At 60.9% G+C, this 21,580-nt stretch carries 27 protein-coding genes; 8 read left to right on the plus strand and 19 right to left on the minus strand.

Features of this window, described 5'->3' with window-relative positions; all coding sequences use genetic code 11:
• Window positions 1–218, plus strand: a 218-nt coding sequence (locus QZ653_RS00545) for a hypothetical protein (protein WP_296416968.1), incomplete at its 5' end; no start/stop codon positions are given.
• A gap of 100 nt (window positions 219–318) precedes the next feature.
• Here the strand turns inward: QZ653_RS00545 and pheS are convergent.
• From pheS to pyk, 7 genes are all read right to left on the minus strand, one after another.
• On the minus strand, window positions 319–1,383 hold the full coding sequence (pheS, locus tag QZ653_RS00550) for a phenylalanine--tRNA ligase subunit alpha (RefSeq protein WP_296416970.1): 1,065 nt from the start codon (window positions 1,381–1,383) through the stop codon (window positions 319–321).
• Window positions 1,384–1,451: 68 nt separating this feature from the next.
• A complete protein-coding gene (locus tag QZ653_RS00555; RefSeq protein WP_296416972.1) occupies window positions 1,452–2,222 on the minus strand; it encodes an extensin family protein in 771 nt (256 codons plus the stop codon).
• Complete coding sequence (locus QZ653_RS00560; protein WP_296416974.1) at window positions 2,219–3,169, minus strand: L,D-transpeptidase family protein; 951 nt, start codon at window positions 3,167–3,169, stop codon at window positions 2,219–2,221. Before QZ653_RS00560 ends, QZ653_RS00555 begins: the two co-directional genes overlap by 4 nt.
• Window positions 3,170–3,300: 131 nt before the next feature.
• Window positions 3,301–3,660, minus strand: a complete 360-nt coding sequence (gene rplT, locus QZ653_RS00565; protein WP_296416976.1) for a 50S ribosomal protein L20 — start codon at window positions 3,658–3,660, stop codon at window positions 3,301–3,303.
• 12 nt (window positions 3,661–3,672) lie between these two features.
• A complete protein-coding gene (gene rpmI, locus QZ653_RS00570; protein ID WP_296416977.1) occupies window positions 3,673–3,873 on the minus strand; it encodes a 50S ribosomal protein L35 in 201 nt (66 codons plus the stop codon).
• Window positions 3,874–4,009: 136 nt separating this feature from the next.
• Window positions 4,010–4,234 carry a hypothetical protein gene (locus tag QZ653_RS00575; RefSeq protein ID WP_296416979.1) on the minus strand — a complete coding sequence of 75 codons (225 nt, stop codon included), beginning with the start codon at window positions 4,232–4,234 and terminating at the stop codon, window positions 4,010–4,012.
• Between the two features lie 35 nt (window positions 4,235–4,269).
• Window positions 4,270–5,721: a pyruvate kinase gene (pyk, locus tag QZ653_RS00580; protein WP_296416980.1), complete on the minus strand. Its 1,452-nt coding sequence runs from the start codon at window positions 5,719–5,721 to the stop codon at window positions 4,270–4,272.
• A gap of 113 nt (window positions 5,722–5,834) precedes the next feature.
• On the opposite strand from pyk, the gene QZ653_RS00585 reads away from it, so the two are divergent.
• Together QZ653_RS00585 and QZ653_RS00590 are read left to right on the plus strand one after the other, a co-directional pair.
• Window positions 5,835–6,593 (plus strand): N-formylglutamate amidohydrolase, encoded by a 759-nt coding sequence (locus tag QZ653_RS00585; protein WP_296416982.1) that lies wholly within the window; start codon window positions 5,835–5,837, stop codon window positions 6,591–6,593.
• On the plus strand, window positions 6,586–6,912 hold the full coding sequence (locus tag QZ653_RS00590) for a DUF1244 domain-containing protein (RefSeq protein WP_412765981.1): 327 nt from the start codon (window positions 6,586–6,588) through the stop codon (window positions 6,910–6,912). The genes QZ653_RS00585 and QZ653_RS00590 overlap by 8 nt, the downstream gene beginning before the upstream one ends.
• A gap of 93 nt (window positions 6,913–7,005) precedes the next feature.
• On the opposite strand, the gene QZ653_RS00595 is transcribed toward QZ653_RS00590, so the two are convergent.
• From QZ653_RS00595 to QZ653_RS00605, 3 genes are all read right to left on the minus strand, one after another.
• Entirely contained in the window at window positions 7,006–7,605 is a 600-nt protein-coding gene (locus QZ653_RS00595) for an NADH-quinone oxidoreductase subunit E (RefSeq protein WP_296416984.1), read from the minus strand.
• A gap of 21 nt (window positions 7,606–7,626) precedes the next feature.
• On the minus strand, window positions 7,627–9,777 hold the full coding sequence (locus QZ653_RS00600) for an OmpA family protein (protein ID WP_296416986.1): 2,151 nt from the start codon (window positions 9,775–9,777) through the stop codon (window positions 7,627–7,629).
• A 94-nt stretch (window positions 9,778–9,871) separates the two neighbouring features.
• Complete coding sequence (locus QZ653_RS00605; RefSeq protein ID WP_296416988.1) at window positions 9,872–10,732, minus strand: D-amino-acid transaminase; 861 nt, start codon at window positions 10,730–10,732, stop codon at window positions 9,872–9,874.
• A 91-nt stretch (window positions 10,733–10,823) separates the two neighbouring features.
• On the opposite strand from QZ653_RS00605, the gene QZ653_RS00610 reads away from it, so the two are divergent.
• Window positions 10,824–11,273 (plus strand): DMT family transporter, encoded by a 450-nt coding sequence (locus QZ653_RS00610; RefSeq protein WP_296416991.1) that lies wholly within the window; start codon window positions 10,824–10,826, stop codon window positions 11,271–11,273.
• Here the strand turns inward: QZ653_RS00610 and dgcA are convergent.
• Both dgcA and dgcN read right to left on the minus strand, forming a co-directional pair.
• Window positions 11,270–12,235 carry an N-acetyl-D-Glu racemase DgcA gene (gene dgcA / locus QZ653_RS00615; RefSeq protein WP_296416993.1) on the minus strand — a complete coding sequence of 322 codons (966 nt, stop codon included), beginning with the start codon at window positions 12,233–12,235 and terminating at the stop codon, window positions 11,270–11,272. The genes QZ653_RS00610 and dgcA overlap by 4 nt on opposite strands.
• Window positions 12,236–12,302: 67 nt before the next feature.
• Window positions 12,303–13,304 (minus strand): N-acetyltransferase DgcN, encoded by a 1,002-nt coding sequence (dgcN, locus tag QZ653_RS00620; protein WP_296416996.1) that lies wholly within the window; start codon window positions 13,302–13,304, stop codon window positions 12,303–12,305.
• A gap of 234 nt (window positions 13,305–13,538) precedes the next feature.
• Between dgcN and QZ653_RS00625 the strand changes: the two genes are divergently transcribed.
• Complete coding sequence (locus QZ653_RS00625) at window positions 13,539–14,498, plus strand: L-malyl-CoA/beta-methylmalyl-CoA lyase (RefSeq protein ID WP_296416998.1); 960 nt, start codon at window positions 13,539–13,541, stop codon at window positions 14,496–14,498.
• A gap of 148 nt (window positions 14,499–14,646) precedes the next feature.
• On the opposite strand, the gene QZ653_RS00630 is transcribed toward QZ653_RS00625, so the two are convergent.
• Window positions 14,647–15,324, minus strand: coding sequence for a DUF998 domain-containing protein (locus QZ653_RS00630; RefSeq protein ID WP_296417000.1), 678 nt, complete (start codon window positions 15,322–15,324; stop codon window positions 14,647–14,649).
• Between the two features lie 155 nt (window positions 15,325–15,479).
• Here QZ653_RS00630 and QZ653_RS00635 point away from each other — a divergent pair, with 155 nt between their 5' ends.
• Entirely contained in the window at window positions 15,480–16,442 is a 963-nt protein-coding gene (locus QZ653_RS00635; RefSeq protein ID WP_296417002.1) for an acetyl-CoA carboxylase carboxyltransferase subunit alpha, read from the plus strand.
• On the plus strand, window positions 16,439–16,933 hold the full coding sequence (locus QZ653_RS00640) for a hypothetical protein (protein WP_296417003.1): 495 nt from the start codon (window positions 16,439–16,441) through the stop codon (window positions 16,931–16,933). The genes QZ653_RS00635 and QZ653_RS00640 overlap by 4 nt, the downstream gene beginning before the upstream one ends.
• On the opposite strand, the gene QZ653_RS00645 is transcribed toward QZ653_RS00640, so the two are convergent.
• Genes QZ653_RS00645 through QZ653_RS00670 form a run of 6 tightly spaced genes read right to left on the minus strand, consistent with a single transcriptional unit; the run spans window position 16,930 to window position 21,080 of the window.
• Window positions 16,930–17,643: a hypothetical protein gene (locus QZ653_RS00645; RefSeq protein ID WP_296417004.1), complete on the minus strand. Its 714-nt coding sequence runs from the start codon at window positions 17,641–17,643 to the stop codon at window positions 16,930–16,932. The genes QZ653_RS00640 and QZ653_RS00645 overlap by 4 nt on opposite strands.
• The gene (locus tag QZ653_RS00650; RefSeq protein ID WP_296417005.1) at window positions 17,640–18,176 is read right to left on the minus strand and encodes a hypothetical protein; all 537 of its coding nucleotides are present in this window, start codon (window positions 18,174–18,176) and stop codon (window positions 17,640–17,642) included. The genes QZ653_RS00645 and QZ653_RS00650 overlap by 4 nt, the downstream gene beginning before the upstream one ends.
• On the minus strand, window positions 18,177–18,776 hold the full coding sequence (locus QZ653_RS00655) for a pyridoxamine 5'-phosphate oxidase family protein (protein WP_296417007.1): 600 nt from the start codon (window positions 18,774–18,776) through the stop codon (window positions 18,177–18,179). It abuts the gene before it with no gap.
• Complete coding sequence (locus QZ653_RS00660; protein WP_296417010.1) at window positions 18,773–19,510, minus strand: lysophospholipid acyltransferase family protein; 738 nt, start codon at window positions 19,508–19,510, stop codon at window positions 18,773–18,775. Before QZ653_RS00660 ends, QZ653_RS00655 begins: the two co-directional genes overlap by 4 nt.
• On the minus strand, window positions 19,507–20,409 hold the full coding sequence (locus QZ653_RS00665) for a cell division protein FtsX (protein WP_296417012.1): 903 nt from the start codon (window positions 20,407–20,409) through the stop codon (window positions 19,507–19,509). Before QZ653_RS00665 ends, QZ653_RS00660 begins: the two co-directional genes overlap by 4 nt.
• Window positions 20,409–21,080: a cell division ATP-binding protein FtsE gene (locus QZ653_RS00670; RefSeq protein WP_296417014.1), complete on the minus strand. Its 672-nt coding sequence runs from the start codon at window positions 21,078–21,080 to the stop codon at window positions 20,409–20,411. Before QZ653_RS00670 ends, QZ653_RS00665 begins: the two co-directional genes overlap by 1 nt.
• Window positions 21,081–21,245: 165 nt before the next feature.
• Between QZ653_RS00670 and QZ653_RS00675 the strand changes: the two genes are divergently transcribed.
• The coding region (locus QZ653_RS00675; RefSeq protein ID WP_296417016.1) for a zinc-ribbon domain-containing protein at window positions 21,246–21,580 on the plus strand (335 nt) is incomplete at its 3' end.

The raw sequence follows: 21,580 nt of genomic DNA on the forward strand, positions 1-21,580 counted from the left end.
ATGACGCAGAGGACACAGACGACGCGGAAGAAACCGAAGACGCGGACGAGACCGAAGACGCGGACGAGACCGATGACGCGGACGATGCAGAAGAGGTGCCCGAACTATGGCTTGCCGCCATAACAGACATTGTGGGGGCGAAAACACCGGCAGTGGTCAGGCCAGCAAGGCGCGTCAGCGCTGCACGACGGGACAGGGTTTTGGTTTTCATGGTTTGATCCTTATAGACTGAATAGGCCAAGGCATGGCTTCTGCCTAACTAATAGGCAATTAAGTCTTAAAAATGGCATGACTTTTGGCAATTTCTTGCCGCCATGATCAACTGCCACCGTGTACCGTCGGCACCTGCAGCGCGCTGAACCCGTAATGTTTCAGCCAGCGCAAGTCGCTTTCAAAGAATGCGCGCAGATCTGGGATGCCGTATTTCAACATCGCAATCCGGTCGATTCCCATGCCAAAGGCAAACCCCTGCCATTCGTCGGGATCAATCCCGCCCGCTTGCAGGACTTTGGGATGCACCATGCCGGACCCCAGCACTTCAAGCCAGTCATCGCCTTCGCCCACTTTCACAGTCCCGCCCGAGAAATCGCACTGGATATCGACCTCGGCGCTGGGTTCGGTGAAGGGAAAATGCGATGCACGGAAACGGGTTTTCACCTTTGTGCCGAAATAGGCGGTGAAGAATTCCTCCAGCGTCCATTTCAGGTTCGCCATTGAGATATCTTTGTCGATCGCCAATCCTTCGACCTGATGGAACATCGGCGTGTGGGTCTGGTCATAATCGGCACGGTACACACGGCCGGGGCAGATGATGCGGATGGGCGCGCCTTGTTCTTCCATCGACCGGATTTGCACCGGTGACGTGTGGGTACGCAGCACATGGGGCGGGCGGTCATCGCCTGCCGCACGGTGGGTGTAGAAGGTGTCCATCTCCGCCCGTGCGGGATGGTGTCCGGGGATGTTCAGCGCGTCGAAGTTGTACCAATCGGATTCAATCTGCGGGCCTTCGGCGGTGGCGAACCCCATGTCGGCGAAAATGGCGGTGCATTCTTCCCAGACCTGGCTGACCGGGTGGATGGTGCCCTGCCGCCGGTCGCGACCGGGCAAAGTCACGTCGAGCCATTCTGATTTGAGCCGTTCATCAAGGGCCGCATCGGCAAGACCGGCCTTTTTGGCGGACAATGCTGCGTTAATCTCGTCCTTCAAGGCATTCAGTGCGGGGCCCGCGACCTGCCTCTCTTCGGGGGTCATCTTGCCCAACTCGCGCATTTTCAGGCTGATCTCACCCTTTTTGCCGACGGCCTGAACCCTTAGGTCCTCCAACGTGGCTTCATCCGCCGCGCTGCCAATCAGGTCAAGGTATTTGGATTTCAGATCGTCCATGGGTGTGCCCTTTGTCGCTTGCTGTGCGGGGTAGCGAACTGGGGCAGGGTTGGCAAGATGCCTGCACCCTAGTCGGGGTCGCCCCCGCCCTGTTCACACAGCCGGTAGCCGCTGGACCGCGCGACAATGTCCAGATGCAGATGGTCGTCATGCGCCGCGTTTGACCCCGGCCCAAGGACGGTCGAAAATTCCAGACAGGCGGCGGCGCGCACCGCATCCTGAAACGCTTCGGCCATGCTGCCTTCGGCCTCACGCGGTTGCACGGCAATGCGGGGGCCTTCGTCGAACTGAAACCCCATAATATCGACGGCATTGCCAAAGGCGTGTTCGGACAGCTTGCCCGACCCGTCACCGTTCCGCCGTCTGCAAATATACCCCGATCCGTTTTCAATAACAGTCAACGCCCCTCGATCATCCAGACGTTGCACCGCAGGCAGGACGAAATCGGTGGTCCATGTGGCGAAAGCCACCGCTGTCGGACAGCGCAGAACGGCCGCAGGGGTCACGGCGACGCCTGCCACGATTTCGGTCACGGTGACCGGTTGGACAATGCCGCAATCGCGGTCGTCATCGGGTATGATCGGGTCCGTCTGCGTATACACCACACCCAGCCGGTCAAGATCAGCGAGGCAGGCTGCATAGCCATCCGCAGGCAGCACCAGCAAATCCCGCTGGCCGATGGTTACTTCGACCGGTTCACTGTCGTCCGGCGCTTCTGTTGCTTGCGATGGGGCCGTGACGGTCAAATCCGGGCGCGGTTCGGGGCGGGGAGCCTCGTTCGGCGCATCTGCCATTACGGACCCCGCCATCACACAAAAGGCAGCGCCCATGCGGATCATTCGACGAAGTCCACAGTGACGCCCTGACTGACCATGAAGGCCAGTTCTTCGACATCCCAATTCGAAAACCTCACGCAGCCGTGACTTTCGCTTTTGAACAATTCCGCCGGGTCCGGGGTCCCATGCAGCCCGTACGTTGGCTCCGACAGATCAATCCAGACAGACCCAACGGGTCCATTGGGACCAGGCGGCAATGTCAGACGTTCAGTCACACCATCGGCCACAAAATTGACGTCCGGGTTATAGCTGTAGGTCGGGTCCATGGCGACGGCCGTGACTTCAACTGTTCCGCTCGGGCTTGGCGTTTGTTCCGATCCGATGGCGACGGGGTAGTTCGCGATGATCGCACCCTCGGCGTCAAAGATCACCGCACGCTGGGTCTGCTTGCGCACCTCGATACGGTTTGCCGTGCCCTCCATCCGGGGGCCGGGATCGGCGACCATAATGCGCGTTCCCTCGCCAAAAGCCGCGTCACCATTCAGCGCCACAAGGAAATCTTCGTCCATGTGAAACCGCTCGGCCAGCTTTTCCGTCACGCGGGTGTAGCCCAGCGCATCCATCTCCGCCTTTTCGGCCACATTGTCGGGGATGGCGTCGGTCAGGTCACCCAAATCCTCGGCTGTGATGGTATAGCTTTGCAAGACCGGTCCGGCACCGTCACCACCAAGGGCGGCCCAGACATCGGCATCCATGACACCGTCCACGGGCAGACCTTCACGTTCCTCGAAACCGCGCAATGCGCTTTCGCTCATGCCGCCCTTGTAGCCGTCGATAACACCGGGGGACACACCGGCGCGATCCAGCAGGACCTGCACCTTGACGGTCAGACCGGACTGCCCGTCCGGCAGTGCGCCGCCTTCATAGACGGCCGTGTCAATTTCATCCGGCGTGAGCGCCGCCGCAGGGGACGCGAGGGCAAGGACGAGAAATGTAAGTGAAATGCGCATGGTTCAGCCTTTGTTGTACCTCAGCCAACGCACCGTCACCTGAAATGGTTCAAACCTTGGACGAGAAAGGCAGAAACGAAAAAGGCCGCCCCCGAAGGAGCGGCCTTTCGATACTGAAAATCTGTTTGGCCTCAGGCCATCGCAGCCTTGGCTTTTTCGACAATCGCGCCGAATGCTTCAGGCTCGTTCACGGCCAGATCGGCCAGAACTTTGCGGTCCACTTCGATCCCGGCCAGGTTCAGGCCGTTGATGAAGCGCGAATATGTCAGGCTTTCGTCAAGCGAACGCACAGCTGCATTGATCCGCTGGATCCACAGCGCGCGGAAGTTCCGCTTGCGGTTGTGACGGTCGCGGGTTGCATATTGGTTGGCCTTGTCGACGGCCTGACGTGCAACTTTGAAGGTGTTGGACCGACGGCCATAATAGCCTTTCGCTGCATCCGTGACTTTCTTGTGACGACGATGGGTGACGGTTCCGCCTTTGACTCGCATATCAGATCCTCCTTAGCGCGCGTAGGGCATCATCGACTTGATGATCTTTTCATCAGCCGGACACAGGGTTGTGGTGCCGCGCGCGTTGCGCAGGAATTTATTGGTGCGTTTGATCATGCCGTGGCGCTTGCCGGCCTGTCCGGCCAGAACGCGGCCAGAGGCCGTCACTTTGAACCGCTTTTTGCAGCTCGATTTGGTCTTCATCTTAGGCATTTCCGTCTCCTTCAAAGGTGCGGTCGTGAAACGCGACTCGGCATGCCAAACTGGCCGGTCGCGCGGGTGGAATGGGGCGTTTAGCCCGCGTTGGACGGTATGGCAAGAGGATTCGCGCCGAATTAAAGGCGCGCGATCAGTTCACGTAGCGACCAATCACAGACACGAAAACATCAGGTATGTCCTCAAGCGCATAGCCACCCGGATTGTCCCTGATTGCAAGGACGATCAGACCGCCCGCAACCATGACAGCAATCGCGGCAGCACGGGGCACGCGTCCGTCCGACAAAGACCCCATAATCGACGGTATGGAAAATGCGCCGACCACAAGGCCGATCACCAACATAAGATCCGGATCCATACCCTACCCCGTCATTAACATATCGTTAACGAAGGTTACTCCGAAGCGCCGGCCAAAATCAAACTTTCGTCGCACGGGGCCACACGCAGGATATTTGTGCTGCCGGGTGTGTTGAAAGGCACGCCTGCGGTCACGACGACCATCTCGGATTTGGTGGCGATGCCGGTCTCTGTCGCGGCGCGAATAGCCTCGATCACCGCGGTCTTGAACCGGTCAACGATCTTGACAGATTTCACGCACGTCGTCCCCCAGCTGAGGCACAAACGCCGGATGGTATTTTCGTCACTGCTCAGCACGATAATCGGAACGCGGGGCCGCTCACGTGAGGTCAACAATGCGGTCGTCCCCGATTGGGAATAGCAGCAGATCGCCTTGATATCGGCGGTTTCCGCAATCTCGCGCGCGGCGGCAACAATACCGTCGGCCACAGTGCCGCCGTCGGTCTTGCGGCTGGCGGCGATAATATCTGTGTAGGTCGGATCGGCCTCGACCTCGATTGCGACGTTGTTCATGGTCGTCACAGCCTCAATCGGGAAGTCACCTGCGGCGGATTCAGCAGACAACATAATCGCGTCAGTGCCTTCATAAATGGCGGTTGCAACGTCGGACACTTCCGCGCGTGTGGGCATCGGGCTTTCGATCATGCTTTCCAGCATCTGGGTGGCCACGATGACCGGCTTGGCGGCGGCACGACACTTGCGGATCAGTTGTTTCTGGATCGGTGGCACGTTCTGCACAGGCAGTTCCACACCCAGATCACCGCGGGCCACCATGATGCCATCGCTGACAGCCAGAATATCATCGAAGGATTTGACCGCAGCGGGCTTCTCGATTTTCGAAAGGATCGCGGCACGGCCCTTTGCCAGCGCGCGCGCCTCGTCCACATCGGCAGGGCGTTGCACAAAAGACAGCGCCAGCCAGTCCACACCCAGATCACAGACAAATTCCAGATCCTTGCGGTCCTTTTCGGACAAGGCTGCCAGCGGCAGCACAACGTCCGGAACATTCACGCCCTTGCGATTGGAAATCGTACCCGCGACGACGACTTCACAATCGGCAAAATCGCGGCCACAGTCTTTGACCCGCAACTTGATCTTGCCGTCATTGACCAACAGATGCGCACCGGGTTCCAAAGCATCAAAAATTTCCTTGTGCGGCAGTTGCACGCGGTCCTTCGTGCCGGGCGTATCATCCAGATCAAGGCGGAACGCCTGACCGACAACAAGGTCCTCACCGTCATCGTTGGCAAATACCCCGACGCGCAGCTTTGGCCCCTGAAGGTCGGCCAGAATGGCAATCGGGCTGTCGAGGTCCTTTTCCACCTGCCGGATAATCTCATGGCGCACCTTGATCTCGGCGTGGTCACCATGGCTCATGTTCAGGCGAAATACATCGGCACCGGCCTCATGCAGGGCGCGGATCATTTTATAGTCATCGGAGGCCGGGCCAAGGGTGGCGACAATCTTGACGTTGCGATCACGTTTCATGGTGCTATTCCTCTGGGTCTGCGGCGTAAAGCGGTGCGGTTACCGCTAACGGTTGGCGGTCTTATAGCGGAATTCAGGCAGGCTACAACTGCCCTCGGAAGGTTAACAATTTCATGACGGATGCTGGCGTCCAGCCGTTTTTTGTACACGGTGAAAATCGGTCCTCGCGCTGGCTTGTCACCTGCGATCATGCGGCCAATACCGTGCCCTCCAGTGTCGGCGGCGGCGATCTGGGCCTTCCGGCTGCAGATATGGACCGGCACATCGCCTACGACATCGGGGCCGCGGGCGTCACCCGCGCGCTGGCCGATGCCCTTGGCGCACCTGCAGTGCTGTCGAATTTCTCGCGTTTGGTGATCGACCCGAACCGCGGGCTGGACGACCCGACCTTGCTGATGAAACTTTATGACGGGTCGGTCATACCGGCCAACCGCCACGCAGACGCGGTCGAAAAAGCGCGTCGGGTGGATGCGTTCTACACCCCCTATCATGATGCCATCGCGCGCCTCGCCGCGCGGCAGGACGACACCGTGATTGTTGCGGTCCACTCGTTCACCCCGCAGCTGCGTGGCCGTGCCTTGCGTCCGTGGCACATCGGTCTTTTGCATGAACACGATGACCGCCTGTCGGATCCCCTGTTGGACATCCTGCGCGCCGAAGATGATCTGTGCATCGGCGACAACGAACCCTACGCAGGGCACCTGCCCGGTGACAGTATTGACCGGCACGGGTTGCAAGTGGGGCGGCCCAATGTCCTGATCGAATTGCGCAACGATCTGATTGCACTGCCGGAGTCTCAACACGCGTGGGGCACCCGTCTGGCGCCGCTTTTGCACCGTGCCCTGACCAGAATGGAGACCTCGAATGCCTGACATCGACACCCAAACGCAAATCGAACTGGAGGCCGCCGCCTTTCGCCGCCTGCAAAAACATCTGATGGAAGACCGCACCGATGTGCAAAACATCGACATGATGAACCTTGCCGGCTTCTGCAGAAACTGTTTGAGCCGCTGGTATCAGGAAGCCGCTGCGGATCGCGGAATTGAGATGACCAAGGACGAAAGCCGTGAGGCATTTTATGGCATGACAATGGATGCGTGGAAGACAACGTACCAGACGGACGCCCCTGCCGAAAAAGCGGCAGCGTTCGAGAAAGCCTTTGCGCAGAACGTCAAACCGGACCAAAGCTGACACCGCATAACCTGCAGACGGTGAGGGCATAAATCCGATGTATGATGCCCCGCTCGCTAAGCGTCTTTGTGACCTGCGGATTAAGCGCGCGGGCTACCTGCGACGCAGAAATGTCGGCAGATCGTTTTTGGCCAGCGCCTTGGCCTGTTCCACCCATTTGTCGCGGGTGACGCGGCCCTTGAAACCTTCAAGGTTGTCATCGACCCAGGCGATTTCATCTGCCGTCCAGTTGGCGATCTGGTCGTAGTGGTAAAACCCAAGATCGTTGCAAAGAACGGCAAGTTTCGGACCAACGCCGCTGATCTTGCTCAGATCATCAGGTATGCCGTCACGAGGTGCGGCAAGGCCTTCTGGCCGCGCCGAGGATGCGGTCAACGTGGTGGCGGGGTGCGGCTCCTCTCGGGGCGTTTGCACAGGGGCGGGGTCCACGGTGGGAAAGGATACGGGCGGTGGTGAGGGCCTACGATATCCCCCACCTTCCATCGGCGGGATATCATTGTCGGGACCGGCAAGCGCGGCCTTGGTCCGCGCCCGTTCCCGATCAAGCTGCGTCTGCAGGCGAAAGAGTTCATCCCCGGATGGCCGGTCGGTCCGCCCCCCCCAGATCAACCAGCCGGCGAACAGCCCCAGCAGGGCCGCCAGCGCCAGCAGCACCCAGATTTCCGCCAGCAGAAAACCCCATTCCTTAAACATATCTCGGTCCTTTGATCAGCATCACGGATCGCGCAGCGCCCCTCTTTCGAACCAGTCGATCTCTGTCCGGCGGTTGAGGGTCCGGCCTTCGGGCGTGTCGTTGTCGGCGACGGGCCTGTCTGCGCCAAACCCGATGGCAGTAATCGCCCGCGCCGGCACCCCACGGGCGATCAAGGCAGCCCGCACGGTCTCTGCGCGGTCCTGACTGAGGATCTGGTTTTGACCGGCATCCCCGGAGGCGTCCGTATGACCGGACACCTCAAGGTCAAGATCAGCCTCAACGCAGGGCTTGGCCACCGCAGCCAGCGCATTGATCGTACGGATCGACGTGGCATCAAGGCGCGCTGATCCCGACAGAAAGCTGATCTGACCATTTGCCAGAATAGCACGTGATTGCGCTGTGCAGCCTTCCAATGTCGTAGAAAAATCAAGATCGGGGATCCAGAAGCCATCCAGAAAGACCTCCGGCAGGCCAGTGGATGCGTTGATCCGCGCGCTGCCGTCCTGTGGAAGGGGGTCAACCGGGCGGATCGAAAAGGCCACCGTAGCGGGCAGCCGCTCAGCCAGATCGGTGGCCATCAGATCAATATCGACAGCGGGGGACGTCACCAGATCAATCGCGGTGCCGGTGCCGTCCGCCGACAGGGTCAGCTGTTCAAGTTCGGGCAAAACCGTGGCCGCAATCGTCAAAACCTCAGGTCCAACGCTTGCGCGGTCGTCTTCTGCGGCAAGTGTTGGCGTGCCGCGCACCGGAACGCCCAGTGCGGCTGAAAGGTCCTCCAGCGCCAATGTAGTGGGCAACCGCCCTTCGACGGCCGCACCCTGATCCGCTGTATAGGTCAGCGACCACGCTGCCGGTGATCCGTCATCGACATACGTGATGTCACGGCTGACAGAGGCGCGCGCACCCTCCAGAAGGCCGTCGATCACACTGCCGACTTGCGGGGACGCCGCCTCACCGGTCAGGGTGATGCTGTCATCCGTCACAATCAACTGGCCGCGCAACAGCTGACTTAGGGCCGCAACACCCGCATCGGCGTTGGCCACAAAACTGTCACTGGTCAGAAAACTGTCCGCGCCTGTGTCCTCAAGGGGGACTCCCACCGGGGCACGCGGCACGAAATCGGCGGGATACTTACCCGTGGCCGTCGCGGAGGCACCGGTGAAATCAATGGTCAGCCGCAAAGGCGCGCCGTCATCCGCCACCTGAAGGGACCGCACCACAGAATAGGTGCTTGGCAGTCCGTCCAGCATGGCGTCAACCTCGATCAGGACTTCGGGGCGGCCCGAACCGCTGAGATCGACCATCTGTCCGGTAATCTGCAAATGCCCCTCATCCAGCATGGCCAAGGCATCCAGTCCCTTGGCTGCAGTGGTCGGCCAATCTGTCTGTCCGGCGGGAATACGCGCCTGCACGATGTCGACAACAGCCTGCGGGAAACGGTCCACGACGGACGTGACCGCCATGTCTGATGGCAGTTTCCCGAAAGCACGGGTCATCCCTTCGGCGCGGCGCACATCAAGCCTTAAGGGTTGGCCGTCGTCCAGCAGGGTGATCTCGTCTTCAAATGTGTATCCGTCAGACAAGGCTTGCACCTGTTGCAGGATCGCATCCTTGGCATCCGGCGTGGCGGCCTCCCCCGTCAGGGTCAGTGTCCGGTCCGACAATGTCATCGCACCGGACGGCAGGTCGGCAAGGCCGTCCAGACCGGCCTGCACGGCCAGTTCCCACCCCGCGTCCGGAACCCCGGCAGCCAATGGCAGATCCGCAAAGGCCCGCCCGTCCCTGCGCCCCAGCTGTGCACGCAAGGTTTCAGACGGCAGCACCCCGTCGGCCATCAAATCCCCTGCATCGTTTTTCAAGACACGAAGGACGAAGGGGCTTACAACCGGCAGAACCGCAAGGCCCGTTGTGTCCAGATGCCGCACTCCGCGTATCGCGGCAAAATCAGCGATCACCCTCTCCAGATCCTGCGCGGTGGCAACTGTGCCTGACACCCTGACATCGCGGCCCGATACCACGGTCGTCAACCGTTCCGGGCCTTTGTCAGCGAGGCCCTGCGCGGATCCGAAGATGGTCTGTTCAATGCGCACCGCTTGGGCCGCGCTTGCCCAGTAGGCCAATCCGCCGGTTCCTGCGATCAACAGCAAAATGCCGATCAGCTTACGCACAATAGTCTCCCGCCTGATATGAACTTTGACAGCCCTTGCCCCCACTATGACGGCCCAAGGGCTGCGATGGCAAGCGACTGGCGGAATACCCCGTTCAGACGGCGGCTTTGCGGCTTTCTTCCAGATAGATTTCGCGCAGACGTCCCGCGATCGGGCCTGGCGTGCCTGTCCCGATGGCCGCGCCGTCAATCTCGACCACTGGCATCACAAAAGTCGATGCCGAGGTGATGAACGCCTCATCCGCCTCTTGTGCCTCGTCAATCGTGAACGACCGTTCCTCAACCTTCATCTGCGCCTCCTTGGCAAAGCGCAACACGGCAGCACGGGTAATCCCGTGCAGGATATCATTGCTCAGCTGGCGGGTGATGATGCTATTGCCCTTGACGATGTAGGCATTGTTGGAGGTCCCTTCAGTAACCATGCCGTCCTGCACCATCCACGCGTCATCGCAGCCTGCGGCCTTGGCCATCATCTTGCCCATGGACGGATACAGCAGCTGCACCGTCTTGATGTCGCGCCGCCCCCACCGTTGATCCTCGATGGAAATGACTTTCATCCCCTTTTTGGCCGCAGGGCTGTTGGCCAGTCCGGGCTTGTTCTGTGTGAACAACACCAGCGTCGGTTTCACATCCTCGGACGGATAGGCAAAATCACGATCCCCCGCGCTGCCACGGCTGACCTGCAGATAGATCATACCCTCGTCGATCTCGTTGACGCGCACCAACTCGCGGTGGATGTCCAGCAAATCGTCGAACCCTTCGGGCTTTTGCATCTCCAGTTCGTTCAGCGACCGTTCCAGACGCGCCCTGTGCCCGTCAAAATCAATCAGCTTGCCGTCCAGAACCGATGTCACCTCATACACCCCGTCCGCCATCAGAAACGACCGGTCAAAGATCGAGATTTTGGCCTCTGCTTCAGGCAAATACTCTCCGTTAAGATAGACTGTGCGGCTCATGGTGATCTCCTTTTGGGATGGCGGATGTTGACATGGAGGCGGTCCCTCTTTCCACTGACGCGGTAGCGCGGTTGGGATGCAAGGGGAAGAGATGTTTTCAAATAGCGGGGCTGCAGTGGTGATGTTGGTCGCCGGAATAGGCATTCCGGTTCTGGCGGCGATGAATGCCAATCTGGGCCAACGGCTGGGGTCGCCCGCAGCGGCGGCACTGGTGTTGTTTGGCGTGGCAGGTGTCACGGCCCTGCTGGCGGTCGGGGTGTTCGGGGGCCGGTTTGCAGGCCTCGTGGCGGCGCCAAAATACCTGTTGCTTGCGGGAACACTGATTGCGTTCTACGTGCTGTCGATCACGTGGATCGCGCCAGGTTTCGGCGTTGGCAATGCGGTCTTCTTTGTGTTGCTGGGGCAGTTGATATCTGCGGCGTTGATCGACCATTTCGGCCTGTTCGGCGCGCAAATCACACCTGTGACGCCGACCCGGCTGGCCGGATTGGTGGTTATGGGTGCAGGGGTTTTCCTGACCCAGATCGCGGGCCGCGCCTAGCCCCACAGCGCGGCAGCGGGCGGATGCACGCCCTGCCCGTCAAAGGTCAGCGGCACATCGCGGTCCTCGGCCAGCAAAAGCGGCCCGTCAAGGTCCACAACCTCCGCCCCCTGCGCCACAATCGTGGCAGGCGCCATGGCCAAAGACGACCCGACCATACAACCTACCATCACGCGGTATCCGGCATCCCGCGCGGCCGCATTCAACCGCAAGGCTTCGGTCAATCCGCCTGTTTTATCGAGCTTGATATTCACCATGTCATACTTGCCCGCCAATCCCGCCAAAGTGGCCGTGTCATGACAGCTTTCGTCCGCGCAAACAGGCAAAGGCCGTGCAATTTCAGCCAGCATGTCGTCCTGTCCTGCAGGCAGCGGCTGTTCCACCATGGTCACACCCAGCCGCAACAGATGCGGTGCCAGATCGGAATAGACCTCCGCTGTCCATCCCTCATTGGCATCCACAATGATCGTGCTGTCGGGCGCACCGGCCCGCACGGCCTCAAGCCGCGCCATATCATCGGGCGTGCCAAGCTTGATCTTCAACAAAGGCCGATGGGCATGTTTGGCCGCCGACAACTTCATGTTTTCGGGCGTGTCCAAAGACAGGGTAAAGGCTGTGATACAAGGCGCAGGCGCGGCCACGCCGATCATCTCCCACACACGTTTTCCGGCCGCCTTGGCCTCCAGATCCCACAACGCACAATCCACCGCATTGCGCGCGGCCCCTGCGCTCAAATGATCATAAAGCCCCTCACGGGTCACATCCTCAGGCAGGGCCGCAATCTGTGCGGCCACGCTGTCCAGCGTTTCGTCATAGCGGGCATAGGGCACACATTCACCCCAGCCCGTCACACCATCCCGCGTGATCCGAACGGTCAGCACCTTAGCCTCCGTCCGCGACCCGCGAGAGATCGTGAAAACCTCGGCCAGCTTGAACACATCTTGCGCGACGGTGATGGTCATGGGCGACCCCTGTTTCGTTTTGCCAAAAATACTCCCGCCGGAGGCTCCGACAGCAGCCACTCAACGCCTACAATGCGGCAAGCGCATCCACCAGCCGCCCCGCCCCATGACGGAACGGATCAACCGCCGGAAGGCCCATGCGATCCTCCACCTCTTGAAGATAGGCATTGGCCTCATCTTCGGACAGATGCTGTGTGTTGACTGAAACGCCAATCACCTGACAGGCAGGGTTCGCCACGCGCGCCATCGCAAGGGCGGTGTCGCGCAGGTCTTCAAGGCTGGGCTGCTGGTAATCGGGCAATCCGCGCATGTGTTTGCGGGTCGGCTCATGGGACAACACCAGGGCATCAGGCTGACCGCCATGGACCAGAGCCATCGTCACGCCGGAATAGCTGACGTGATACAGGCTGCCCTGCCCTTCGATGTGATCCCAATGATCATCATCGTTGTCCGGCGTCAGATATTCCACCGCCCCGGCCATAAAATCCGCCACAACAGCATCCAGTGGCACACCGCCACCGGTGATCAGGATGCCCGTCTGGCCGGTGGGCCGGAATGTCGATTTCATCCCGCGCTTGCGCATCTCTGCATCCATGGCAAGGCCGGTGTACATCTTGCCTACGGAACAATCCGTGCCCACGGCCAGACACCGTTTGCCGCTGCGTTTGACACCATTGGCGATCGGATAGGCCGTCGACGGAATCCGCACATCATGCAACGACCGTCCGTTGACCTTGGCCGCCGCGACCAGATCGTCCTCGTCACGCAGCAGATTGTGCAAACCCGACGCGATGTCGAACCCCATCTTCAGCGCCTCGATCAGAACCTCTTTCCAAGCCTGCGAAATCACGCCGCCCCGATTGGCCACGCCGATCACAAGGGTCTGCGCACCGGCGGCCTTGGCCTCGTCCAGCGTAAGATCGTCAAGACCCACATCGGCCCCACATCCCGGCAGGCGGAACTGGCCCACAGCATTCTCTGGGCGCCAGTCCTTGATGCCCTGCGCCACTTTCGCAGCAAGTTGGTCCGGTGCGTCACCAAGAAAGAGAAGATAGGGTGTGGGAATCATATTGGCCTCCAAAAGCTTTCGCGCAGATTGGGGCGGGGGACGTGGGAAGTGCTGCTCGAATTTTGCCGTCATTAACAGAAATTCGGGAATATATTGCGCCAAGCTACACAAATACGCGAAATTTTACCGTCGCGTCATCCCCGCCTTTCGCACTTGCAGCATGCCGCGCAATAATCTAGCCGTTTGATCAGCAAAATACGCAATATCATTACCCATCCGATGAAAGGTGCCGCCATGTCCTTCCGCTTGCAACCCGCCCCGCTTGCCCGCCCGAACCGCTGTCAGCTGTTTGGCCCCGGCTCGAATACCAAGCTGTTCGAAAAGATGGCGGCATCGGCTGCGGATGTGGTCAATCTTGATCTTGAGGACTCCGTCAGCCCCACCGACAAGGACAGCGCCCGCGCCAATGTCATTGAGGCGATCAACACCGTGGATTGGGGCACCAAGACGGTCAGCGTCCGGATCAACGGGCTGGACACGCCCTATTGGTACCGTGACGTGGTCGATGTGATGGAACAGGCAGGCGACCGGCTGGACCAGATCATGATCCCCAAAGTGGGCTGCGCGGCTGATGTCTATGCGGTCGATGCGCTGGTCACAGCCATCGAAACCGCCCGTGGCCGCAGCAGAAAAATCACCTTTGAAGTGATTATCGAAAGTGCCGCAGGCCTTGCCCACGTTGAAGAAATCGCAGCCTCGAGCCCCCGAATGGCGGCGATGTCGCTGGGGGCTGCTGACTTTGCCGCGTCTATGGGGATGCAGACGACGGGCATCGGGGGTACGCAGGACAATTACTACATGTTGCACGGCGACACCCGCCATTATTCCGACCCCTGGCATTGGGCGCAAACCGCTATTGTCGCGGCCTGCCGGACCCATGGTGTGTTGCCGGTGGACGGCCCGTTTGGCGACTTCAGCGACGACGAAGGCTACCGCGCGCAGGCACGGCGGTCGGCCACCCTCGGCATGGTCGGCAAATGGGCCATCCACCCCAAACAAATCGCATTGGCCAACGAGGTCTTCACCCCGTCAGACGCGGCCGTCGCCGAAGCGCGGGAGATTCTGGCCGCCATGGAAGATGCCAAATCACGTGGTGAAGGGGCCACCGTGTACAAGGGCCGTCTGGTGGATATTGCCAGCATCAAACAGGCCGAAGTGATCGTCAAACAGGCGGAAATGATCGCAAACCACTGACGATCGCCGCCAGTTCGCCATGCCTGACTTTTGCGTCAAACGCCGTTGTGGCGCAAAGCAGGTTTGGCGTGACGGCGTATGGCAAACGTCCGGCTGGAATTTAGCCGAAGGGCCAGCTTTACGGATGTCTGGCTGTTTCGGGCGGATTTCATCCGGCGCGGGTGGCGCGGCCCCGGCGCAGGAAAAGCCATGACAACGGGATGATGAAGCAGAACACGATCACCCCGAGACCCCGTTCATAGATGCCGTCGATATCGGTCGGCAGCACCAGAAACACCGGCGCGGCAACGACCCAAACCGCACTGACTGCGCGAAATATCCGGCCATAGGTTTTGCCGGCACGGTCTGCGCCACCGCTCATCGCCCAAGGGACAACCGCAAAGATGACGCCCAAGGCGTAAACCAGATACATGTGGATGATGACCCCGTCACTGTCGGCATCGCCGTATTCATTCCGTGCGCCCACCAGAAACACAACCAGACCCGCAAGGGCGAGGCCCAGCAGACCTACGCTCCACCCTGTTTCGCCCAAATGGGCGTGCGCGGCGGCGATGGCGCAGGCAATGAGGGACAGCGAAAAGGCATAGATGCCGATGTCGACGATATATTCATATCGCCCTGCCCCCAAATCGGAGATCGTATCCGCGATGGCGGATTTGTCTGGCACCACGATGTCGGCGACGATCACGGCCACCGCAAAGATGAGGCACCCCAATATTCCCGCCACGCCCAGCACCACCAGCAAGACGGGGCGTTCCTGTGCGGCGGGGCGCACGGCCTCTGGCGGGTGACCGGCGCGTGGGGGGGATGTGTTCTGATCGGGCATACGGGATCCTTTGGGGACCAACGGCCCGCAGACGGGCGAAGTTCCGCCCGCGAGGGGCGCCTGCTGTGCCGCTGGCCGGCAGACACGGGGCCGGCAAACATTGCAAACCCCTGCCCCGTCGCCTTATATCGCGGGAAAGAACCGGAAGGGCCCACATGACCAACTACCTCGATTTCGAAAAACCGCTGGCCGAGATTGAAGGCAAAGCGGCAGAGTTGCGCGCTATGGCCCGTGCCAATGAAGAGATGGACGTGGAGGCCGAGGCAAAGGCGCTGGACAAGAAGGCCGCCGATCTGCTGGTGCAGCTGTACAAGGACCTGACCCCCTGGCGGAAATGTCAGGTGGCGCGGCATGCGGACCGACCCCATTGCAAGGACTATATCGAGGCGTTGTTCACCGAATATACGCCTCTTGCCGGTGACCGGAACTTTGCCGACGACCACGCCGTTATGGGCGGGCTGGCGCGCTTTGATGGCCAGCCGGTGATGGTAATTGGCCATGAAAAGGGCAACGACACCAAATCCCGGATTGAACGCAATTTCGGCATGGCGCGGCCCGAGGGATATCGCAAGGCAATCCGCCTGATGGACATGGCCGACCGGTTCGGCCTGCCTGTCATCACGCTGGTCGACACCCCCGGTGCCTACCCCGGCAAGGGTGCCGAAGAACGCGGCCAGTCCGAGGCGATTGCCCGATCCACCCAGAAATGTCTGCAACTGCAAGTGCCGCTTGTCAGCGTCATCATCGGCGAAGGCGGGTCCGGCGGCGCTGTGGCCTTTGCCACCGCCGACCGCGTGGCGATGCTGCAGCACAGCGTCTACTCCGTCATCTCCCCCGAAGGTTGCGCGTCAATCCTGTGGAAGGATGCCGAAAAGATGCGCGAAGCAGCGGAGGCCTTGCGTCTGACGGCGCAGGAATTGCACCAGCTGGGTGTTTGCGACCGCATCATCGACGAACCCGTGGGCGGTGCCCATCGCCACAAGAAAGAAACCATCGCAAACGTCGGCGCTGCCATCGGGTCCATGTTGGCAGAGTTGTCGGGCAAATCGGCTGAAGGATTGTCGACAGCGCGGCGGCGCAAGTACCTTGATCTTGGCAAACGCGGGCTGGCTGCGTGATCCGTCTTGCCCTTGTCCTCGCGTTCTGCGGGCAGGTGGCAGCGGCAGGCGGATTGATGGACCGCACGGTGACCTTTGGTGCGCTGGCCTATGACGACCGCGCGGTACCCATTTACGTCGGTGAACGCCACCCCGCGCAGGTCGGCCCCGGCATCGAATACGGGCTTGGGCCAGAGGGGATGCAGAACGGCTGGGATATTGTTCCGTCGATTATCGACATTCAGGATCAGGCGGTGGTGATGACCTACCCCGAAGGCGTGTCTGGGCAATTTCCTGAGCCTGTGTTCAACGGCTATGTCCTCGATTTTCTGACCGAATGTGTGTTGTTCAATGGTGCGGAACTGGACGAGGAAAATTCGACCGTGACGCTGGATGAGGATGCGATTTTTGTGGAAGGGTCGCGGTTGTTTGTGGATGTGGGCGGGATCTCGTTCGGGCCGGATGTGTTTGTGGTGGTGAATGTGGATGTTGCGGACTGCCCGTTGAGCTAGTGGGGCGCGGCGTCCGTGAACCGTTCGCGGTGCCATGTGACGTAGGTTTGCGCAGGCGGGATGTTAAGCCGCCCGATCAGTGACCACAGCGCGTGGTCGTCGTCATCAACCTCGACCGTTGCTTTTGTCCAGCCGATGGCTGTGGCGCGGCGCAGGCAGGTGGCCAGCGTTGCGGGCAGCAAGGCGGGGTCACCGCCGATCCAGCCCAGTTCCTGACCGGTCCGTAGGCTGGCAAAGGCGTGGGTGCGCCCCTGCGGTCCGTTGCGCAGGGCGAGGCCTTCGACCAGATCATCCCCGATGAACACGTCCCGAAGGCCGCCCTTCGGAATGCGGGGCGGGTTGCTGTGATGGGTGGTCTGGTAATGCCGCCAATGGGCCTGAACCCATGCGTCCCATGGCGCACGTTCACCGGGGCGGAACCAATGCGCGGCGATGTGGTCGGGCAGCGGGGTCAGGGCGGGATGGTCCTGCGCGGACAGCGGCAGGTCAATCAGTTGGGTGATCCGGTTCGGGGTGAAACCGTTGGCGGACAGCGTCTCGTCGGCTTGTCCGCGAAGGGCCACGATGCGGTACCGGTGGATGATGTCGGGCGGATTAAAGGCATTCAAATCCTCGGCCAAGGCCAGCGCCAGATCGGGGCGGTCCAGCGCGTCCTCCATCACCGACAGGGCATGAGGATGCAGGTCAGATTGCTGCCATGGCAGGTTCATTCGTCCGGCAGGTCGTCCATGACAACGACGTTGGAGACAACCCCGTCACCGGCGATCATCACGACACGCAAGCCACGGTCGGGTCGGGTTGGGTCCTCGTACCAAGCAGCGATGTTGGGGGCTGTATCGGGCGCCCCCGACAGACCAAGCAGGTCGGCGTAGCGGCTGGTGAAACCGTCAGGGCGGACCACAAAGGCAGGCGTGCGACGTTCCGTATAGACGGGCGTGATTTCGCAGATGCGCGAGGCGCGACCGGCGCTGTCGATAATGCCCCATTGGGCGGTAAAGCGACCGTCGTAGATCAGCCGTGCTCCGCCGTCTGACACCGCTTCGCGCAGGGGCACATCGTCAAAGACACCTGGCGTGCGGCCCATATCGGCAAAGGGCGCGTCGCCTGTCTGGACATAGGGCAGACAATGGTCGGTGAGGACTGCAGCCAACCGGTCATCATCGGACACACCGGTGAGTGCATAGAACGCCCAGACACCGATCGCGGCCACCGCCGCGCCAGTCAGAAAGCCCCAGCGCTTCATTCACCACATCCTTGTCTTGGCGTATTCGGCATAGCCGTCGTCATAGCTGCGGGCGTCGAATTCAGCCTTTTGTTCCTTGATCATCTGCCCTGCGGTGGGCAAATCCACATCCTGATCGGCTGTCCACAACTCAGATCGCATGATCGCCTTGGCGCATTGGAAATACGCCTCCCCCACGGTCACGACGATCACGGATTTGGGGTGGGTGCCCCGTTGGTCAAAGGTTTGCGTGACCGCCGGGTCCGCCGTCAGGATCGCTGTGCCATTGATGCGGATGACATTGCTCGCCCCTGGCACCATAAACATCAGGCTGATGCGCCCGTCGCGCACGATGTTGCGCAAACTGTCCAGACGGTTGTTGCCCCGCCAGTCGGGCAGATGCAACGTGGTGTCATCCACCACACGCACAACGGGGCCCGTGTCGCCACGGGGTGACCCATCTGTGCCCTCGGGGCCCACCGTGGTGACCACGCAAAACCGCGCCGCCTCCAGCCACTTGGCATAGAGCGGCGTGATGCGGCGCACCACTTTGTCGAGGGATGCCGACACCGCCGCGTCATAAAGCGCCTCAAGTTGGTCGATGCTGGTGATTTGGGTCATTGTTCAATGGCGGTGAACCCCGCCTCCCGCATGAGGGCGTTGGACCGGGATTCGACCGAATGTTCCAGCTGTGCCATGAAGGGTTCAATCTCCATCCCCGGTTTGATGGGGTCCATGAAATCCACCACGGCCACCCCCGGCGCGCGATAGATGCCGCGCTTGGGCCAGAAGACACCCACGTTGGCGGCCACGGGCACGCAATCCTGCCCCAGTTCCTTGTACAAAACGCCCGTGCCGATCTTGTAGGGCGCCTTGACCCCGGGCGCGATGCGGGTGCCTTGGGAATAGATAATCAACTGACCGGGAAACAGACGACCCGCCTCCACATCGGCGATCATCTTTTTCATCGCCGAGCCGCGCTGGCCACGTTTGACAGGGATACAGCCAACGCGCAGGCCGAACTGGCCCACGATGGGGGCGTATTTGAGAATGTCTTTCATGATAAAGCGGCCCGCCGGAATGGCCGAATAGATCATCAGCACATCCAGAAAAGACTGGTGTTTGGCGGCGATCAGGCAGGCGTATTGGGGGGGCGTGCCACGGACCTCACATTTCAAACCGATGAGCCAACCTGCGAGCCACATGATGAACCAGCAATAAGACCGGCAACACAAGATCGCGGCCTTGCGCGAGAAGATCGACGGGATCAGGAAAACCAGTGTCCACGGCAGCATGACCGCATACATGATCACAATAAACACGAAGGACCGGATCCACTGGATAGCATAGGTCATGATTGTTCCTTCAAAGTGCGCAAGGCGGCGTGGCGCGTGGCGGCAAAGGCGACCACGGCAGCGAGTATGGGGATGATCAGCGGCCAAAGCCAGTGCCAGCCTTGAAAACCGAGCCCGGTGAGGAACCCGCCCGCAACATCCGTGCGCGGCAACAGCAAGATCGCCAGCGTTCCGGCCAGTGTGCCTGCGGCGGCCCCCGTCAGTGCACGCAGGGTGAACCGACGGATAAAGGCGCGGGCGATGTAGATATCCTGCGCGCCCACAAGACGCATGACGCGGATGACCTGCGCATTGGCCGCCAGCGCCGCATTGGCCGCCAGCGTGATCATTGCAGCGGTCGCCCCCGCAATCAGGATCATCGACACGATGCCCAGCAATCGTAAACGCGAGGCTGCCTCAACCAACGGGGCGCGCCAGCGGGTGTGGTCGTCCAGCACCGCGCCGGGCACTTCGGCCTGAAGGCGCGCACGCAGGCCGGCCACGTCAAAGCCTGCGTCGTCTTCGATGATTTCGATAAGTTGCGGCACGGGCAGCGTTTCAATCGGCAGGTCAGGGCCGAACCACGGGGCCAGAAGGGCGCGTTGTTCATCGTCCGTTAGCGCTCGCGCCGAGGCCACGCCGGGGGTGGTTTGCAGCACCGCCAACGCCGCGTCGCGTTGCGCATCAACCTGACCCACCGGTGCAGAAATCCGCAGGGTCGAGGTTTTGGCAAGTTCCGACGACCAACGATCCGCCAGCCGCCCCGTGGCCAGTGACAGCGCCAACGCAAAGACTGCCAGAAACGCCATCGCAAAGGCGGACAGTACGGTCAGCCGTGCAGTGAACCCTGTGGGCGGCACCGCACGATCCGCCTGCGGATCACCGGCCAGAAGATCAAGCCACCGGCGCATCATATCCATCACAGATCCGCCCCCGCCAGTTGCAGTTTGCGATCCTTCAGGCGCAACACACGGGCGCTGACCTGCGCCTTTGCGGTGCGGATCAGGCTGAGGTCATGGGTGGCGATCAGGATCGTCTTGCCCATTTTATTGAGTTCCAGCAGCAGCGCCATAAGCCGCTGGGACATCTCGGCATCCACATTGCCTGTGGGTTCGTCTGCGAGGATCACATCGGGCGACATGATCACGGCCCGGGCCAGCGCCGCGCGCTGGCGCTCGCCGCCCGACAGTTCCGGCGGGGTTTGCGCCGCCTGCCGCGTCAGGCCGACCCATCCCAGAAGGTCTGTGACATCGGTGGGCTGCGCCGTGCGCCCCGATACGGTCAGCGGAAGGGCGATGTTTTCGGCCACGGACAGATGATCCAGAAACTGGCAGTCCTGATGCACCACCCCGATGCGGCGGCGAATATGGGCCACGGCATTGCGATCCATGGCGCGCGCGTCCGCGCCAAACAGGCGAACCTGCCCTGCTGTGGCCGTCAATTCCCCGTAACACAGTTTGAGAAGGGTCGTTTTCCCCGCCCCCGACGGACCGGTGAGAAAGTGAAACGATCCGGGTGCCAGCGACAGGTTCAGGGCGGAGAAAAGCTCTGCCCCGCCATAGGAATAAGCGACATTGTCCAGCTCGATCACGGTTGCCCCCGTTGGTTACACCGGTTTTGGCCCAAAGAAGCGTTACATGCAATCAACAGACCCATTGATATTATTAACAAACCTGCGCGCGGGGACTTTTCGCCCGTTAAGAATTAGGAAACAATGACACAGTAATCCATGAGATTGAGGCAAGGGAACACGACAATGCGGCTGATTTGCCCGAATTGCGGTGCACAATATGAGGTTGCGGATGAGGTTATCCCGCAAGCCGGTCGTGATGTGCAGTGTTCCAATTGCGGACACACATGGTTCGAAAAACCGGGCGCATCGGTTGCAGAGGAACAGGCGACCGAGGCGGAGCCTGCGCCGACGGAACCGCCTGCGCCGGAACCCGAGCCCGCGCCTGAGCCGGAGCCGGAACACGAGCCCGCGCCGGAGCCGCAGCCTGAGCCGGAGCCGCAGCCTGAACCGGAGCCTGAACCCGAGCCGGAGCCGCAGCCTGAACCTCAGCGCCGAGAACTCGACCCCGGCGTGGCGGA

The sequence above is a fragment of the Pseudooctadecabacter sp. genome (assembly GCF_020627745.1).
Lineage (GTDB): Bacteria > Pseudomonadota > Alphaproteobacteria > Rhodobacterales > Rhodobacteraceae > Octadecabacter.

Excerpts from the sequence above, each read along its gene's own strand:
- pheS (WP_296416970.1), bottom strand. The coding sequence starts at position 1,383 with ATGGACGATCTGAAATCCAAATACCTTGACCTGATTGGCAGCGCGGCG.
- QZ653_RS00555 (WP_296416972.1), bottom strand. The coding sequence starts at position 2,222 with ATGATCCGCATGGGCGCTGCCTTTTGTGTGATGGCGGGGTCCGTAATG.
- QZ653_RS00560 (WP_296416974.1), bottom strand. The coding sequence starts at position 3,169 with ATGCGCATTTCACTTACATTTCTCGTCCTTGCCCTCGCGTCCCCTGCG.
- rplT (WP_296416976.1), bottom strand. The coding sequence starts at position 3,660 with ATGCGAGTCAAAGGCGGAACCGTCACCCATCGTCGTCACAAGAAAGTC.
- rpmI (WP_296416977.1), bottom strand. The coding sequence starts at position 3,873 with ATGCCTAAGATGAAGACCAAATCGAGCTGCAAAAAGCGGTTCAAAGTG.
- QZ653_RS00575 (WP_296416979.1), bottom strand. The coding sequence starts at position 4,234 with ATGGATCCGGATCTTATGTTGGTGATCGGCCTTGTGGTCGGCGCATTT.
- pyk (WP_296416980.1), bottom strand. The coding sequence starts at position 5,721 with ATGAAACGTGATCGCAACGTCAAGATTGTCGCCACCCTTGGCCCGGCC.
- QZ653_RS00585 (WP_296416982.1), top strand. The coding sequence starts at position 5,835 with ATGACGGATGCTGGCGTCCAGCCGTTTTTTGTACACGGTGAAAATCGG.
- QZ653_RS00590 (WP_412765981.1), top strand. The coding sequence starts at position 6,586 with ATGCCTGACATCGACACCCAAACGCAAATCGAACTGGAGGCCGCCGCC.
- QZ653_RS00595 (WP_296416984.1), bottom strand. The coding sequence starts at position 7,605 with ATGTTTAAGGAATGGGGTTTTCTGCTGGCGGAAATCTGGGTGCTGCTG.
- QZ653_RS00605 (WP_296416988.1), bottom strand. The coding sequence starts at position 10,732 with ATGAGCCGCACAGTCTATCTTAACGGAGAGTATTTGCCTGAAGCAGAG.
- QZ653_RS00610 (WP_296416991.1), top strand. The coding sequence starts at position 10,824 with ATGTTTTCAAATAGCGGGGCTGCAGTGGTGATGTTGGTCGCCGGAATA.
- dgcA (WP_296416993.1), bottom strand. The coding sequence starts at position 12,235 with ATGACCATCACCGTCGCGCAAGATGTGTTCAAGCTGGCCGAGGTTTTC.
- dgcN (WP_296416996.1), bottom strand. The coding sequence starts at position 13,304 with ATGATTCCCACACCCTATCTTCTCTTTCTTGGTGACGCACCGGACCAA.
- QZ653_RS00625 (WP_296416998.1), top strand. The coding sequence starts at position 13,539 with ATGTCCTTCCGCTTGCAACCCGCCCCGCTTGCCCGCCCGAACCGCTGT.
- QZ653_RS00630 (WP_296417000.1), bottom strand. The coding sequence starts at position 15,324 with ATGCCCGATCAGAACACATCCCCCCCACGCGCCGGTCACCCGCCAGAG.
- QZ653_RS00635 (WP_296417002.1), top strand. The coding sequence starts at position 15,480 with ATGACCAACTACCTCGATTTCGAAAAACCGCTGGCCGAGATTGAAGGC.
- QZ653_RS00645 (WP_296417004.1), bottom strand. The coding sequence starts at position 17,643 with ATGAACCTGCCATGGCAGCAATCTGACCTGCATCCTCATGCCCTGTCG.
- QZ653_RS00650 (WP_296417005.1), bottom strand. The coding sequence starts at position 18,176 with ATGAAGCGCTGGGGCTTTCTGACTGGCGCGGCGGTGGCCGCGATCGGT.
- QZ653_RS00655 (WP_296417007.1), bottom strand. The coding sequence starts at position 18,776 with ATGACCCAAATCACCAGCATCGACCAACTTGAGGCGCTTTATGACGCG.
- QZ653_RS00660 (WP_296417010.1), bottom strand. The coding sequence starts at position 19,510 with ATGACCTATGCTATCCAGTGGATCCGGTCCTTCGTGTTTATTGTGATC.
- QZ653_RS00665 (WP_296417012.1), bottom strand. The coding sequence starts at position 20,409 with ATGGATATGATGCGCCGGTGGCTTGATCTTCTGGCCGGTGATCCGCAG.